The 14,399-nt window shown below is 35.3% G+C and carries 16 protein-coding genes, 2 tRNA genes and 1 rRNA gene; 13 read left to right on the forward strand and 6 right to left on the reverse strand.

The features are described 5' to 3' along the window. The 3 genes from rrf to ACFOZ1_RS16300 all read left to right on the forward strand — a co-directional run. Positions 1–96 (forward strand): 5S ribosomal RNA (gene rrf / locus ACFOZ1_RS16290); the annotation flags it as partial. A 13-nt stretch (positions 97–109) separates the two neighbouring features. Beyond that, positions 110–186 (forward strand) — tRNA-Met (locus tag ACFOZ1_RS16295). Positions 187–190: 4 nt separating this feature from the next. Then, a tRNA-Asp gene (locus tag ACFOZ1_RS16300) sits at positions 191–267 on the forward strand. 264 nt (positions 268–531) lie between these two features. Here ACFOZ1_RS16300 and ACFOZ1_RS16305 read toward each other — a convergent pair. After that, a complete protein-coding gene (locus tag ACFOZ1_RS16305) occupies positions 532–648 on the reverse strand; it encodes a hypothetical protein (RefSeq protein WP_390200990.1) in 117 nt (38 codons plus the stop codon). 697 nt (positions 649–1,345) lie between these two features. Here ACFOZ1_RS16305 and ACFOZ1_RS16310 point away from each other — a divergent pair. The 6 genes from ACFOZ1_RS16310 to tsaD are packed head-to-tail and all read left to right on the forward strand — an operon-like array spanning position 1,346 to position 5,031. Continuing rightward, the gene (locus ACFOZ1_RS16310; protein ID WP_390200992.1) at positions 1,346–1,468 is read left to right on the forward strand and encodes a hypothetical protein; all 123 of its coding nucleotides are present in this window, start codon (positions 1,346–1,348) and stop codon (positions 1,466–1,468) included. Then, positions 1,438–2,412 (forward strand): thiamine-phosphate kinase, encoded by a 975-nt coding sequence (gene thiL, locus ACFOZ1_RS16315; RefSeq protein ID WP_390200993.1) that lies wholly within the window; start codon positions 1,438–1,440, stop codon positions 2,410–2,412. Before ACFOZ1_RS16310 ends, thiL begins: the two co-directional genes overlap by 31 nt. A gap of 4 nt (positions 2,413–2,416) precedes the next feature. Then, the gene (gene tsaE / locus ACFOZ1_RS16320; protein WP_390200995.1) at positions 2,417–2,869 is read left to right on the forward strand and encodes a tRNA (adenosine(37)-N6)-threonylcarbamoyltransferase complex ATPase subunit type 1 TsaE; all 453 of its coding nucleotides are present in this window, start codon (positions 2,417–2,419) and stop codon (positions 2,867–2,869) included. Then, the gene (gene tsaB, locus ACFOZ1_RS16325; RefSeq protein WP_390200996.1) at positions 2,866–3,573 is read left to right on the forward strand and encodes a tRNA (adenosine(37)-N6)-threonylcarbamoyltransferase complex dimerization subunit type 1 TsaB; all 708 of its coding nucleotides are present in this window, start codon (positions 2,866–2,868) and stop codon (positions 3,571–3,573) included. Before tsaE ends, tsaB begins: the two co-directional genes overlap by 4 nt. Further along, positions 3,563–4,012 carry a ribosomal protein S18-alanine N-acetyltransferase gene (rimI, locus tag ACFOZ1_RS16330; RefSeq protein WP_390200998.1) on the forward strand — a complete coding sequence of 150 codons (450 nt, stop codon included), beginning with the start codon at positions 3,563–3,565 and terminating at the stop codon, positions 4,010–4,012. The genes tsaB and rimI overlap by 11 nt, the downstream gene beginning before the upstream one ends. Beyond that, on the forward strand, positions 4,009–5,031 hold the full coding sequence (tsaD, locus tag ACFOZ1_RS16335) for a tRNA (adenosine(37)-N6)-threonylcarbamoyltransferase complex transferase subunit TsaD (protein WP_390201000.1): 1,023 nt from the start codon (positions 4,009–4,011) through the stop codon (positions 5,029–5,031). The genes rimI and tsaD overlap by 4 nt, the downstream gene beginning before the upstream one ends. Before the next feature lie 45 nt (positions 5,032–5,076). Here the strand turns inward: tsaD and ACFOZ1_RS16340 are convergent, their stop codons facing one another. Beyond that, on the reverse strand, positions 5,077–7,002 hold the full coding sequence (locus tag ACFOZ1_RS16340) for an ABC-F family ATP-binding cassette domain-containing protein (protein WP_390201001.1): 1,926 nt from the start codon (positions 7,000–7,002) through the stop codon (positions 5,077–5,079). A 189-nt stretch (positions 7,003–7,191) separates the two neighbouring features. On the opposite strand from ACFOZ1_RS16340, the gene ACFOZ1_RS16345 reads away from it, so the two are divergent. Beyond that, positions 7,192–7,827, forward strand: a complete 636-nt coding sequence (locus ACFOZ1_RS16345; RefSeq protein ID WP_390201003.1) for a redox-sensing transcriptional repressor Rex — start codon at positions 7,192–7,194, stop codon at positions 7,825–7,827. A 35-nt stretch (positions 7,828–7,862) separates the two neighbouring features. Here the strand turns inward: ACFOZ1_RS16345 and ACFOZ1_RS16350 are convergent, their stop codons facing one another. Then, the gene (locus ACFOZ1_RS16350) at positions 7,863–8,072 is read right to left on the reverse strand and encodes a YdiK family protein (RefSeq protein ID WP_390201005.1); all 210 of its coding nucleotides are present in this window, start codon (positions 8,070–8,072) and stop codon (positions 7,863–7,865) included. Between the two features lie 3 nt (positions 8,073–8,075). Next, positions 8,076–8,783: a CPBP family intramembrane glutamic endopeptidase gene (locus ACFOZ1_RS16355; protein ID WP_390201007.1), complete on the reverse strand. Its 708-nt coding sequence runs from the start codon at positions 8,781–8,783 to the stop codon at positions 8,076–8,078. 285 nt (positions 8,784–9,068) lie between these two features. Between ACFOZ1_RS16355 and groES the strand changes: the two genes are divergently transcribed. Further along, positions 9,069–9,353, forward strand: coding sequence for a co-chaperone GroES (groES, locus tag ACFOZ1_RS16360; RefSeq protein ID WP_390201009.1), 285 nt, complete (start codon positions 9,069–9,071; stop codon positions 9,351–9,353). Positions 9,354–9,419: 66 nt separating this feature from the next. Further along, positions 9,420–11,045, forward strand: a complete 1,626-nt coding sequence (gene groL / locus ACFOZ1_RS16365) for a chaperonin GroEL (protein ID WP_390201011.1) — start codon at positions 9,420–9,422, stop codon at positions 11,043–11,045. A gap of 82 nt (positions 11,046–11,127) precedes the next feature. On the opposite strand, the gene ACFOZ1_RS16370 is transcribed toward groL, so the two are convergent. After that, positions 11,128–12,339, reverse strand: a complete 1,212-nt coding sequence (locus ACFOZ1_RS16370; protein WP_390201013.1) for a site-specific integrase — start codon at positions 12,337–12,339, stop codon at positions 11,128–11,130. A gap of 368 nt (positions 12,340–12,707) precedes the next feature. Between ACFOZ1_RS16370 and ACFOZ1_RS16375 the strand changes: the two genes are divergently transcribed. After that, positions 12,708–13,163, forward strand: coding sequence for a hypothetical protein (locus tag ACFOZ1_RS16375; protein WP_390201015.1), 456 nt, complete (start codon positions 12,708–12,710; stop codon positions 13,161–13,163). Positions 13,164–13,210: 47 nt separating this feature from the next. On the opposite strand, the gene ACFOZ1_RS16380 is transcribed toward ACFOZ1_RS16375, so the two are convergent. After that, entirely contained in the window at positions 13,211–14,323 is a 1,113-nt protein-coding gene (locus tag ACFOZ1_RS16380) for a tyrosine-type recombinase/integrase (RefSeq protein ID WP_390201018.1), read from the reverse strand. Positions 14,324–14,399: the final 76 nt, after the last annotated feature.

Consider the following 14,399-nt stretch of genomic DNA (forward strand, 5'->3'; position numbering starts at 1 on the left):
GGTCACACCTGTTCCCATGCCGAACACAGTAGTTAAGCTCTCCAGCGCCTATGGTAGTTGGGGCCTTGCCCCTGCGAGAGTTGGACGTTGCCAGGCATATTTTAATTATCGCGGGGTGGAGCAGTCTGGTAGCTCGTCGGGCTCATAACCCGAAGGTCATAGGTTCAAATCCTGTCCCCGCAACCAAAATGGTCCGGTAGTTCAGTTGGTTAGAATGCCTGCCTGTCACGCAGGAGGTCGCGGGTTCGAGTCCCGTCCGGACCGCCACTAATATAAACAGTCAAGCCTTAAATAGTTATTATTTAAGGCTTTTTTATTATGCATTTTTTAAAAACCTAACTATTTTATAGATTCTTAATACACTAAAAGAAGAATTTGCTCTACTCGTTCTTTACATGCTGCATTTTTTCTCCTATCAAGCTATCAGAACAAGTAGAGAAACAAAATATTCCATCCAATCATTCCATGTTATACTTAATCATAGTAAGCAAAAAGAATCGACTACATATATTAGAAAATGGAACTTGGATCTTAATTTTCTTTATTTTTTGAATAAGTAATAGCTTGCACAAAATATGCAGTTGGTAATAATACACCAATAGTCGCTTGTATTAATGCAAAAAATCTAGCCGTATTTACTGGTAGCATGTCACCATATCCAACTGACAGCATGTAAAGTATAATAAGTTAGAAAAACTATGTTCAATTGCAGCATAATCAGACAGGCTTTGGACTACTACGGTTTCTTTAAACGATAATGCGTAGTATAGTAGAGCAAATCCAATCGTTATACCAATTACAACAATAAATAGTTTCATAAATAATGAAAAATGAAAATAGCTGTTTTTGTACTGCTTATTTCTAAAAAATAAACGAGATTGATTAGAATAAAAATGATCGCAATGTAGAAGAACCCTTGCGTCATATAGACACCTCCTACTATTGTAGATTCACTTTATTGAACAATTTAAACGTTCAATGTTTAAGAAAATATCACTTTTTTATTAAAAATGTGAAACGAAAGGAGATTGAATTATGAAAAAATCTACTATCATGGTATTTGTTATTTTTGTATTAGCTTGTGTCCTTGGAGTATTTGGTCAGGGAATCGCTTATTTCTTAAATGACATAGTAAATCAGATCTATCCAATAGCTTACTTAACGATTAATACGTGTGCCAGTATCTTATTGTTTATCCTTGCATGTATTTTACTATATATACAGAGTAAAAAAGGATTCATTAGAATAGAAAGATTTCACGCATTTTTATCCTTATTCTTGGTGGTAGGGATATCTATTTCATCATGGTCTTTATTCGTTTTAATTATGTGGTGGGGATAGTATGATGAGGAATATTTTATGTACGATTCCTTTTAAATGTGGCTATACTTTTGCTATGATTAGTATAGAAGCAAGTGGAGAGAATAAGGAGATATTATGGACGAATTTCAATTTATTGATTCGATAAAACAAAAATATTATAAGCAACCTAGTGTCATAAAAGGAATTGGTGATGATGCTGCAATACTAAGACATACAGATGAAGACACAATTGTTGCTATGGATACGATGGTTGACGAGATACATTTTTCTAAGAAAACAACTGAACCATTCCACATTGGTTATCGTGTATTAGCAGCAAATATAAGTGATATTGCAGCAATGGGAGGCAAACCGACATCTTATCTCGTATCTATAGCGATACCTGAATCATCTACTCTGGAACAATTGCATGAAATCTATGAGGGAATGAGAGCTCTTGCGGACTGTTTTCAAATGGATTTAATTGGTGGAGATACGGTTTCTAGTAATGTACTAACAATTACCGTAACCGTTATTGGCACTGTAAAGAAAGATAGAGTAAGATATAGAAGTGATGCCAAAATTGGAGATGTTATTTTTGTAACTGGAACATTAGGAGATGCAGCTTGTGGACTTGATGTGCTTTTGAATGAGAGAGAGAATCTTAACAAATACACATACATGATCGAACGGCACCGGATGCCTATGCCAAGAGTGACATTTGCGAATGCTTGTCAAACGATTAGTAGGTTAAGTCTAAATGATATTAGTGATGGAATTAGTAGTGAAGCAAATGAAATTGCCAATGCTTCTAAAGTTTGTTTAAATATAAATTATGAAGCTATACCAAAACATCATCTGTTACAAGAATTCAGTAAAGAAAAAGTAGAACAATGGGTGTTGTCAGGTGGAGAAGATTTCGAATTAGTTGGAACAGTAGCCAAAAGCAATTGGGACCAACTTGTAACAATAGCAGAACAAACGAATACCAAAGTAACGAAGATTGGTACGGTAGAAGAAGACCCTACAGGAAATGGTGTAGTCTTATTATCGAAAGAAAATCAAACAACAGTATTAAATAAATCTGGATATACTCATCTAAGAGGGTGATCAATTGGAATATTTATTTGAAACACAAACAGAAGAAGATACGAAACGACTAGCGAATAAATTAGCATTACTAGTAAAGCCTGGGGATGTATTGACATTAGAAGGTGACTTAGGCGCAGGTAAGACAACCTTCACGAAAGGGCTTGGTGCAGGACTCGGTGTGAGAAGAACGATTAATAGTCCAACATTTACGATTGTGAAGGAATACCAAGGAGAAATTCCTTTATATCATATGGATGTGTATCGTTTAGAGAATAGTGAAGAAGATATTGGTTTTGACGAATATTTTCAAGGAGACGGGATTACCGTTGTGGAATGGGCATCCTTTATCGAAGAGTATTTACCTGATGAAAGACTAGATATAGAAATATTGCGTGTCGATGAACATGCCAGGAAAATTACATTTTTGCCAAAAGGGGAACATTTTGAGTTTATTTGTAAGGAGTTATACAGATGAATGTATTAGCAATCGACACATCTAATCAAGTGATGAGTGTAGCAATGAGAAAAGACAATAAGTTCGTCGTCGATTACACGACAAATATGAAAAGAAATCATTCTGTTGGTTTAATGCCTGCAATTGATTATGTGATGAAAGAGTCGAGTACAAAACCAAACGAATTAGACAAAATTGTTGTGGCAATTGGACCAGGTTCGTATACAGGTGTAAGAATTGGTTTGTCTACAGCAAAAACAATGGCATGGACATTAAACATTCCGATTGTGACGATATCTAGCTTGGAGTTACTCGCATATAATGGGTTAGGAAAAGCTCGTTATATATGTCCATTCTTTGATGCTAGAAGAGGGCTTGTGTATACAGGATTATACGAATATAATAACAAACAGCTTGATGTAAAGTTCCAAGAAGAGAACATAGCATTAACAGAATGGTTAGATCGATTGAAGAATCTAGAAGGGGAGATTTTGTTTATTAGTCCTGATTATTCCTTACATCAAACAACAATAGAACAAGTCTTAGGTGACCAAGCAATTGCTCCTATACTAGAGACAGATACTATACCTAAAGCAAGTATACTAGCAGAAATTGGAGAGAATCGTCCTTCTCAATCTGTCCATGAGGTTACACCGAATTATTTGCGCATGGTAGAAGCAGAAGCAAATTGGTTAAAGGAGCAAAAACAAAAAAGTGGAACATAATATTGAAATTCGAGAAATGACAGAAGCAGATATAGAAAGTGTGCTAGAAATAGATCAATTGTCATTTGCTAATCCATGGCCAATCAATATTTATTATGATGAGTTAAATAAGAATTCCTATGCGCACTATTTTGTTGTGACAGTAGATCAAAAGGTAGTTGGATTTTGTGGGACGTGGATTGTAATAGATGAAGCGCAGATAACGAATATTGCGATACACCCAGCGTATCGAGGAAAACGTTACGGTGATGGCTTATTTCAGCATGTGATTAACTTTGCAATTGCCAATAATGTGAGTCGTCTCTCATTAGAAGTGCGTGTATCCAATATTCCAGCACAACAATTATATAAAAAGTATGGCTTAGTCCCAGGTGGGATTAGAAAAAATTATTATACAGATAATCAAGAAGATGCTTTAGTATTGTGGGTGAACTTATGAGTGAATATATTCTAGGAATAGAGACAAGTTGTGATGAAACAGCTGTAGCGATTGTGAAAGGTGGGACAGAAATTGTTAGCAATGTCGTAGCATCTCAAATAGAAAGTCACAAACGCTTTGGTGGAGTGGTCCCAGAGATTGCGTCAAGACATCATGTGGAGCAAATAACGGTTGTAATAGAAGAAGCATTAGCAAAAGCTGAGATGACGATTGCAGAAATGGATGCAATTGCTGTAACGGAAGGTCCAGGGCTTGTTGGGGCATTATTAGTTGGTGTGAATGCAGCAAAAGCATTGGCATTTGCACATCAAAAACCGTTGATAGGTGTACACCATATCGCAGGTCATATTTATGCGAATCGTTTAGTAGAAGAATTCGAATTCCCGCTTCTTGCATTAGTAGTGTCAGGTGGACATACAGAACTAATCGTCATGAAGGAACATGGAAAGTTTGAAATCATTGGGGAGACACGTGATGATGCAGCAGGAGAAGCGTATGATAAGGTTGCTCGTACATTGAAGTTACCATATCCAGGCGGTCCCAAAATTGATGAATTAGCACACATTGGGGCACAAAGGATTGATTTTCCACGAGCATGGTTAGAAGACTCTTTTGATTTTAGTTTTAGTGGATTGAAATCAGCTGTGATTAATACGTTACACAATGCAAGTCAAAAAGGGATAGAATATAAGCATGAAGACATTGCAGCAAGTTTTCAAGCAAGTGTTGTCGATGTGTTAGTCGAAAAAACGTATCGAGCAGCAATCGAGAACAATGTAAAACAAGTCATCGTAGCGGGTGGTGTTGCTGCAAATAAAGGATTACGAAAAGCAATGGAAACAAAGTTTAAAGAAGAGCGTATGAACGTGATGTTTCCACCACTCTCGTTGTGTACAGATAATGCAGCAATGATTGCAAGTGCCGGTTATATTGCATACAAGCAAGGCCATCGTTCAGGATGGGATTTAAATGCGAACCCAGGATTAGATTTAGAAATGTATGCGAATAGAGGCAAATAAAAAAAGAACGAACTTCTCTTCTAGTATGAAGGAAGTTCGTTCTTTTTACTCTTCATGTAATTGCTCCCACTCTGCCATTAATTGTTCGAGTTTTGTATTCATTGCATCGTTTTCCTCTGTAAGTTGCAAGGATTTTTCGTGGTCTTGGAAAATGTCAGGTTCACATAATAATACTTCGTTATGTGCTACATTCTCTTCAAGTTGGGCAATTTCTTGTTCGATTTCTTCAATTCTACGTTGTTTTTTACGTTCTAATTTCTTTAATTCTTTTTCTTTTTGGAAGTCTGTTTTTCCTTGTTGCTTTGTTACTTCTTGTTCATTTTGTAATTGTAATTCTCTCCATGCCTTTTCTTCATTCTTTTTTTCCACATAGTAATCATAATCACCGAGGTATATTGTTGTTTTGTTCTTTTGCATTTCTAATATTTGTGTCGCTATTTTGTTAATAAAATAGCGGTCATGGGATACAAATAAAATCGTACCAGGATAATCAATGAGTGCTGCTTCTAATATTTCTTTACTATCTAAATCCAAATGGTTCGTCGGTTCATCTAATAATAAGAAGTTCGCTTTCTCCATCATTAATTTTGCTAAAGCTAAGCGTGCTTTTTCACCACCGCTTAGTGCAGCAACAGGTCTTAATACATCATCACCACTGAAGAGGAAATTACCTAGAATTGTACGAATATCCTTTTCATTCATAAGTGGATATTCGTCCCACAATTCATTCAAGACAATTTTGTTCGCATGCAGGGTGGTTTGTTCCTGATCGTAATACCCTATTTGCACATTTGCGCCAAGTTGTATCTCACCTGTATCTGGCTCTAAATGTCCGATAATGTTCTTCAAAAGTGTGGATTTCCCTACACCATTTGGTCCAACTAATGCGATACTTTCTCCGCGATTTACGTGAAGGTTTAGGTTAGTAAAAAGAGCGGGATCTGTCTCCTGATAGCGGAAGGATAAGTCATGTATTTTTAATACATCATTTCCACTTCTTCTTTCTACAGTGAATGAGAACTTAGCAGATCCCTCTTCGCCAAATGGCTTGTCCATCACATCCATTTTTTCTAATTGTTTTCTACGACTTTGTGCTCGCTTAGTAGTAGATGCTCGAACAATATTTTTTTGGATAAAGTCTTCCATCTTTTTGATTTCTGCTTGTTGTTTTTCATATTGTTTCAGTTCTCGTTCATAACTTAGTGCCTTTTGTTCTAAATACTTCGTATAGTTACCATGGAATTTGGTTGATTCATGTCTAGATATTTCGTAGACCATCGTCACTGTCTTATCTAGAAAATATCGATCGTGCGATACGATGACAACGGCACCGTGATAATTCGTAATATAGCCTTCTAACCATGTTAATGTTTCGATATCTAAATGGTTTGTCGGCTCATCTAGTATTAAAATATGCGGCTTTGTTAAAAGTAATTTACCAAGAGCAAGACGTGTCTTCTGTCCTCCACTTAATGTAGCGATAGAAGTTCCCCACATCTCTTCAGGGAAATTCAAGCCATTCAATACAGATTTGATTTCTGCTTCGTATTGATAACCTCCAGCAAGTTTGAATGCTTCTTGTTTTTGATCATAGCTTAATAGTAATTGTTCATACTTGGAACTATCTTGTAAAAAGTCAGGGTCGCCCATTTTTGCTTCCATTTCGCGTAAACTATTTTCTTCCTTTATGAAATGTTCAAATATTTTTAGCATTTCATCCCAAATGGTTTCAGATGAATCAAGACCTGTATGTTGTGCGAGATACCCCATTGTTATGTCTTTAGGTTTATGAATTTCTCCCTCATCATAATTTAGTTGACCAGAGATTATTTTTAACAATGTCGATTTACCTGCACCATTACGCCCAACAATCGCAATTCGATCATGTTGTTTAATTTCCAATTTTATATTTGATAAGATCAGCTCCGCGCCGAATCTTTTGGTTACATTATTCGCTTGTAAATAAATCATTCGTTTCACCTCATTGATGTAAGTGTATCTTATTATTACGGGAATCTGCAAGAGGGAAGGCATTGAATTTTATTAGGAAAGATACTCGTTCGTGAATTATTTCACGACTTTTTTGTTGATATCTGTTACAATGGAAGTAAGTAAAAACATTCACAAACCTATATGGAAATAGAGTAAGGGGAATGAAAAATGGTAAATAACAAAATTCCACAAGCAACGGCCAAGCGATTACCTTTATATTATCGATTTTTAAATAATTTACACATTCAAGGCAAGGATAGAGTTTCATCAAAAGAATTAAGTAATGCAATGAAAGTAGATTCTGCGACTATTAGACGTGATTTCTCCTATTTTGGTGCATTAGGTAAGAAAGGCTATGGATACAATGTGGATTATCTACTTGGTTTTTTCCGTAAGACATTAGACCAAGATGAGAATACTCCAGTTGCATTGATCGGTGTAGGTAATTTAGGTACTGCATTTTTGAATTATAACTTTACCAAAAATAATAATACAAAAATTGAAGTAGCATTTGATGCAGATCCAAGCAAAGTAGGGAAGTCTATTGGTAAAATTGAAGTCCATCATGTCGATGACTTGGAAGCGCATATTGGAGATATACAAGTGGCGATTTTAACAGTACCTGTATCTGAAGCGCAACCAATGACAGATCGATTAATACAATCTGGTGTGAAAGGTATCCTTAACTTTACACCTGCACGTATTACCGTTCCAAATGATGTGCGCGTACACCATATTGATTTAGCAGTTGAGCTCCAATCGCTAGTATATTTTATGAAACATTATCCATTAGATGTAGAATAAAAACAAAGGCACTCACCAATAATAGGTGAATGCCTTTATTTTTTCTCCTTTTTCTGAGCTTTTTTTATTGCACGATGCAATCTTACTAATCGAATGGCTAGTACAAAATCCATTGTTGCAAAAAAAGCTAATAGAATCGTGAAAAAGTTAAATATAGTTTCTTCTACTGATTGTATTGCAATATAGGTAAATAAGATACCTAATCCAAAATACAGAAATGCAGTAGTAAGTGGCGAGAATCTCATTATTTAATAGCCCCCAAGTAATATAAGCTGTAATTGTTCCATCAATTGTTCTACTTGTTCTGGATCAAGCGATAATTGTGCAATAACGGCCATTGTGTTCATCGACATATGGACAATAATAGGTACAATAATCTTCTTTGTTTCTACATATAAAAAAGCAAATACAGTTGCTGCAGCAATATATGTTAACAGATGACTGAAATCCATGTGTAATACCGCAAATAAAACACCTGAAATGATGGCAGAAAAGAAGAAATTCATTCTTTTATATAAAGAACCGAATATTGCCTTCCTGAATACTAATTCTTCTAATATAGGACCAAGAATTGTGATGATAAGAAGAAATACAGGTATTTCACGAGCCACTTGCATTAAGACTAACGTGTTCTCAGAAGCTGTATCTACACCGATAATGAATCGTTCAATAACAGAAGAGACCCCTTGTGCAATCATGACTAGGAAAAAGCCTAATATAGACCATAATATAATTTGGCCGATACCTTTTTCTCGTGCTTGGAAAAAATCACGTATCTCACTTTTCAATAGTAAAAGCGAAATAATGACAGCAATCCCAAATACAACGATATTCCATATTACCGTAACATATGGCAAGTTATTAATATCTATTATCTTAGTTAAGTAATAAGGAAGAACTGTAGCAAATTGTGCTAATACATAAGTAAGGATGATAATCATATACTTCTTTGGCAAAGTTTAACGACTCCCTTTATTTTATTTTTTCTATACATGATACGTATTTTAACACAAATCATGAATGAAATTGAAATGGTAAGACTATGTATAGAAGAGTGTTGTTTATATTTATGACGTAATGAAGTACATCTTTGCATGTATGTCATTTTTTTAGAAAAATTTCATAGTAAATACTTGCAAAAAAAAGTACTTTTCATTATTATAATAATTGTGTTAGCACTCTTGTATAGTGAGTGCTAAAGAACAAAAATTAAATGTAGATATCAAGGAGGTTTATAACCAATGCTTAAGCCATTAGGTGATCGTGTTATTATTGAAGTTGTAGAGCAAGAAGAGAAAACAGCGAGTGGAATTGTTCTTCCTGATTCTGCGAAAGAAAAACCACAAGAAGGTAAAGTTGTAGCTGTAGGTTCTGGTCGTGTGACAGACAACGGCGAAAAAATCGCTCTAGAAGTGAACGAAGGCGACTTAATCATTTACTCTAAATTTGCAGGTACTGAAGTGAAATATCAAGGTAAAGAATACTTAATTCTTCGTGAAAGTGATATTCTAGCAATTGTTGGTTAATTGCTTCTCGAAGTGAATTTTGGATAAATAGCATAAATCGAAATTTTCTAAGGAGGTTTTTTTAGAATGGCAAAAGAAATTAAATTTAATGAAGATGCTCGTCGTTCCATGCTACGAGGTGTTGATACATTAGCAAATGCTGTAAAAGTAACATTAGGACCAAAAGGCCGTAATGTTGTATTAGATAAAAAATATGGTTCTCCATTAATTACAAATGATGGTGTAACAATCGCAAAAGAAATCGAATTAGAAGACAAATTTGAGAACATGGGTGCAAAACTTGTTTCTGAAGTAGCTTCTCAAACAAATGATGTTGCTGGTGACGGTACAACTACTGCAACAGTTTTAGCACAAGCAATGATCCAAGAAGGTCTTAAAAACGTTGCTTCTGGTGCGAATCCAGTTGGCGTTCGTCGTGGTATCGAGAAAGCTGTTACTGTAGCTACAGAAGAACTACGTAAAGTATCTAAACCAATCGAAAGCAAAGAATCCATCGCACAAGTTGCAGCAATCTCTTCTGCAGATGAAGAAGTAGGTCAATTAATCGCTGAAGCAATGGAACGCGTTGGTAACGATGGTGTTATTACAATTGAAGAATCTAAAGGTTTCTCTACTGAATTAGAAGTAGTGGAAGGTATGCAATTCGATCGTGGATATGCTTCTCCATACATGGTAACAGACCAAGATAAGATGGAAGCAGTTCTTGATGATCCATATATCCTAATTACAGATAAGAAAATTAACAATATTCAAGAAGTATTACCAGTGCTTGAGCAAGTAGTTCAACAAGGTAAACCTCTATTATTAATCGCAGAAGATGTAGAAGGGGAAGCTCTAGCTACATTAGTTGTGAACAAATTACGTGGAACATTTAATGCAGTAGCGGTAAAAGCTCCTGGATTTGGTGATCGTCGTAAAGCGATGTTAGAAGATATCGCAGTACTAACTGGCGGTGAAGTGATTACAGAAGATTTAGGATTAGACCTTAAAAATGCTACTGTAGAACAATTAGGCCGCGCATCTAAAGTTGTTGTAACAAAAGAAAATACAACAATTGTAGAAGGTGCTGGAAACCCTGAAAGCATTTCTTCACGTGTTGCTCAAATCCGTGCGCAAGTAGAAGAAACAACTTCAGAATTTGATAAAGAAAAATTACAAGAGCGTCTTGCTAAACTTTCTGGTGGTGTAGCAGTAATTAAAGTAGGTGCTGCAACAGAAACAGAACTTAAAGAACGTAAATTACGTATCGAAGACGCATTAAACTCTACTCGTGCAGCTGTAGAAGAAGGTATTGTAGCAGGTGGTGGTACTGCATTACTTAACGTATACAATAATGTTGCAGAACTTAACCTTGAAGGTGACGAAGCAACTGGTGTAAGTATCGTATTACGTGCATTAGAAGCACCAGTACGTCAAATTGCTGAGAATGCAGGTCTAGAAGGATCAATTATCGTAGAACGTTTGAAAAATGAAAAAGTAGGTGTTGGTTTCAACGCAGCTACTGGCGAATGGGTAAACATGATTGACTCAGGTATCGTTGACCCAACAAAAGTAACTCGTTCCGCACTTCAAAATGCAGCATCTGTAGCAGCTATGTTCTTAACAACTGAAGCAGTAGTTGCAGACATTCCTGAAGAAACACCAGCAGCACCTGATATGGGTGGCATGGGTGGAATGGGCAGCATGATGTAATAAGCCGTTCCAACCCTTGATATGAGTGGGTTTGTAAGTAAGATGAGAGTGAAATGCTAACATTTTGCTAACATTGGAGTTTTTAACGGAGGCTTCTCATGAGTTCACTGAACTTTTGAGAGGCTTCTTTTTTCATTTCTTGCGTTACATGGAGATAGACATCTTTTGTTATTTGGTCATCTGAATGGCCGAGTCTGTCCATAATTTGTTCGAGAGCAACACCTGCTTCTGCTAAGAGCGATGTGTGGGTATGCCTTAGTGAATGTGGTGTTAATTCCGGATTCAGATTGGCAAGATGGAGCAATCTTTTCATTCGATTTTGAACAGTCTTGATGACGATGGGATAACCATGTTGCCGTTCCATTTTTGCAAAGATGAAGTCTTTGTTGTAGTAATCATCCCCTAGTTGTTTAATGACTTGATTTTGAATTATTTTATTTTCTTTTAAGGCATTAATGATCTCTTCATCCACAATAATCTTACGTCGAGACTTTCTCGTTTTTGGTGTGACTAGTAAATATTTTAACGTATTATTCGTCGGATTATAATACGTTTTGGTGATACTAATTGTGTAATTGACGAAATCAACATCTTTCCACTTGAGAGCGACTAATTCGCCAACCCTAATCCCTGTGTAAGAGAGAATAAGGAACATTAGATAATCATGTTCAAGTCCATATTCCTCCGCTGTTTTTAGAAACAGAGCAAGTTCTTCTTTTTCTAGATACTTTGGAATTTCTTCTTCTTCCAGTTGCTCGATTGTCTTCTTTTCTTTCTTGAGGTATGCAAATTCAGTTGGATCTTTTTTGATTAGCTCCATTTCTAATGCCTTTCGGAAAATCATTCTTCCTGTACGGTTGATTCCTTCCCTTGTGCTATCGGAATACCCTTGGTCATTTAAATCATTTAAGGCATCCTGATACATCTTTCTTGTAATATCTTTTAGTTTAAGCTGACCGAAGTAGGGAACCAACTTACTGATTTCATGAAGACGAACTCTGACTGTTCCCGGTTTTACATCTTTTGCTTCACTATAGATTGGAAGCCATTCATTAGCGAAATCATTAAATGTTTGATCTGTTTCTTCGATGACTATTCCTTGTTCTAGCTCGTGCATGAGAGTGGTAGCTGCTTTTTCAGCCTCTTGTTTTGTCCTAAAGCCACTCTTAGTTTTTTGTTTCCTTTTTCCCGTTATTGGATCAATACCAATATCGACGACATAGGCCCATTTAGAGCCACAAGTGCATTTTTTCTTCTTACACTTACAGCTTCGTTTGTAAAAATGACCTTTCATTTCATTTAAAAACCTCGCTTTCTTTATTATTTTGTTACAATTGTCCATTATTCCCGCTTTGGTAGTGAATAATTCGTTCTATTGTGATTGTTGATATAAATGGTATTTTATTTGTTTCGATTCTAAGGTAAAATTGTCTATAAGTGGAACTCTGAGAAGGGGTGATTAAATTAGGACGTAAATAAACAAACTGTGGAATTAACAAAAATTCTTGATATAGTAAAAGGAACACTAAAAGCATAAGTTATTTGACCATATTATGATTGAAGAGGTGAAGGATGGGTTTTACGTGAAATTGAAATTACAGGAATGTTGTCACTCCAAGGGGAATATTCTAATTGATATATTTAATGAGAGGAGAAATCTAATTGGCAAATGGTAATGAAAAAAATTTAAAGAAGATTAAAAAGGTCTTTGATAAACTTGGTGTAGAAGATGCCAAAGAAATAGTTGATATAGAAAAGTTCGAAGGATTAATACAGAATTTATCTAAGTTACCTACGGAATCCTTAGAAAGTTTGGTTAATAAGATTCCGAATTTTACGGAGCTATCTAAGATGTATCTCGATAATTTAAATCATTCATATGATAAATTAATGAATGATTTAATAGAAGAAAAAAAGAATCTTTATTCGATGTTACAAAAAGGAGATTTGTCAGATAGCGATAAGGCTTGGGTGATGAGTGAAATTAAGGATATAAGAAGGACTATGCTTATAAAGGATACATTATATAATGTTCAAAATAATAAAGTTTTTAAAGTAGGTGCAGCAGCCCTTACGATTGCAGTTGCAGCAGTTGCAGGTAATAAGATGAAGAAATAAATCTATATCAATATCATTTGAACAAATATGTAGATTGAAAGCAAATGCTATGAAACATTTTGCTTTCCAGTAAGATTACCCATAAAATTACTAAATTTATCAGCGGCTTCTTGTTTCCGTCCTTCAGTTATGTGAAGATAGACTCTTCTAGTTGTCTCATCATCCTGAGGACCTAGACGATCCATAATCTCATCTAGATCAACACCTGCTTCGGCAAGAAGTGATGTATGAGTATGGCGAAGTGAATGTGGAGTTACATTTAGATTTAAATCTGTCTTTTTTAGTAACCTAGCCATCCGACTTTCAATGAATTTTATTAGTAAAGGATAACCGGGATGATGATATACATTGGCAAATACATAATTTTTATTAGTATATGATTTTCCAAAGTGCTTAATAATTTTCTCTTGTTCTATCTTATATTTTTTTAATACATCGATAACAAACTGATCGACAATAATTTTTCGTCTCGACTTTTTCGTTTTTGGTGGTACTATTTGATATTTACGGGAATTGTTATCCGGATTATAGTATGTTTTTGTGATCCGGATTGTACGTTTTTTAAAATCTATATCTTTCCATTTTAGTGCAATTAATTCACCAACACGCATTCCTGTATAAGACAGTAATATAAAAATAGCAAAATCCATGAACAGGCCTTTTTCGTTAGCTGTATTCAAGAATAGTAAAAGCTCTTCTTTTTCAAAGAATATAGGTAGTTCTTCCTCGTCGTCTTCTATAATGACTTGTTCATCTCTTTTTATATAAGCATTTAGCGTTGGATTTATTTTCAGCATTCTCTTATTAACCGCCATTTTAAATATCAGTTTTCCAGTGGTATGAACACCTTCTATAGTACTTCTAGCAAAATCTTGATCTTTTAAATTATCTAAAGCTGCTTGATACATTTCTTCTGTAATATTATTCAGTTTAATATGAGCAAAGTAGTTCAATAGCTTATTGATGCTGTAGCGGCGCAAGCGAATTGTGCCGGGTTTAGGAGCATTTCTTTGAATATAATAAGATAACCATTGTTCTGTAAAATCTTTAAATAATAGATTTGATTCCTTAATATACGTACCATTGTTTACATCAGTAGTTAGGGCTGCAGCCGCTGCCTCCGCTTCTTGTAAAGTACTAATGGATAGGTTACACTTAATTGGACAACTTAATTAAGGTCAGTTAGACTTGGTTCAAATATTAAACCGAGGAGAATGAAAAATGACCAAAAGATCA

Source organism: Gracilibacillus marinus (assembly GCF_042651725.1).
Classification (GTDB): Bacteria; Bacillota; Bacilli; order Bacillales; family Amphibacillaceae; genus Gracilibacillus; species Gracilibacillus marinus.

Bases quoted from the DNA above. Each gene is read 5' to 3' on its own strand.
- tsaD (WP_390201000.1), top strand. From the start codon at position 4,009: ATGAGTGAATATATTCTAGGAATAGAGACAAGTTGTGATGAAACAGCT.
- ACFOZ1_RS16370 (WP_390201013.1), bottom strand. From the start codon at position 12,339: ATGAAAGGTCATTTTTACAAACGAAGCTGTAAGTGTAAGAAGAAAAAA.
- groL (WP_390201011.1), top strand. From the start codon at position 9,420: ATGGCAAAAGAAATTAAATTTAATGAAGATGCTCGTCGTTCCATGCTA.
- ACFOZ1_RS16305 (WP_390200990.1), bottom strand. From the start codon at position 648: ATGCTACCAGTAAATACGGCTAGATTTTTTGCATTAATACAAGCGACT.
- ACFOZ1_RS16350 (WP_390201005.1), bottom strand. From the start codon at position 8,072: ATGAGATTCTCGCCACTTACTACTGCATTTCTGTATTTTGGATTAGGT.
- ACFOZ1_RS16340 (WP_390201001.1), bottom strand. From the start codon at position 7,002: ATGATTTATTTACAAGCGAATAATGTAACCAAAAGATTCGGCGCGGAG.
- ACFOZ1_RS16310 (WP_390200992.1), top strand. From the start codon at position 1,346: ATGAGGAATATTTTATGTACGATTCCTTTTAAATGTGGCTATACTTTT.
- groES (WP_390201009.1), top strand. From the start codon at position 9,069: ATGCTTAAGCCATTAGGTGATCGTGTTATTATTGAAGTTGTAGAGCAA.
- ACFOZ1_RS16345 (WP_390201003.1), top strand. From the start codon at position 7,192: ATGGTAAATAACAAAATTCCACAAGCAACGGCCAAGCGATTACCTTTA.
- thiL (WP_390200993.1), top strand. From the start codon at position 1,438: ATGGACGAATTTCAATTTATTGATTCGATAAAACAAAAATATTATAAG.
- tsaB (WP_390200996.1), top strand. From the start codon at position 2,866: ATGAATGTATTAGCAATCGACACATCTAATCAAGTGATGAGTGTAGCA.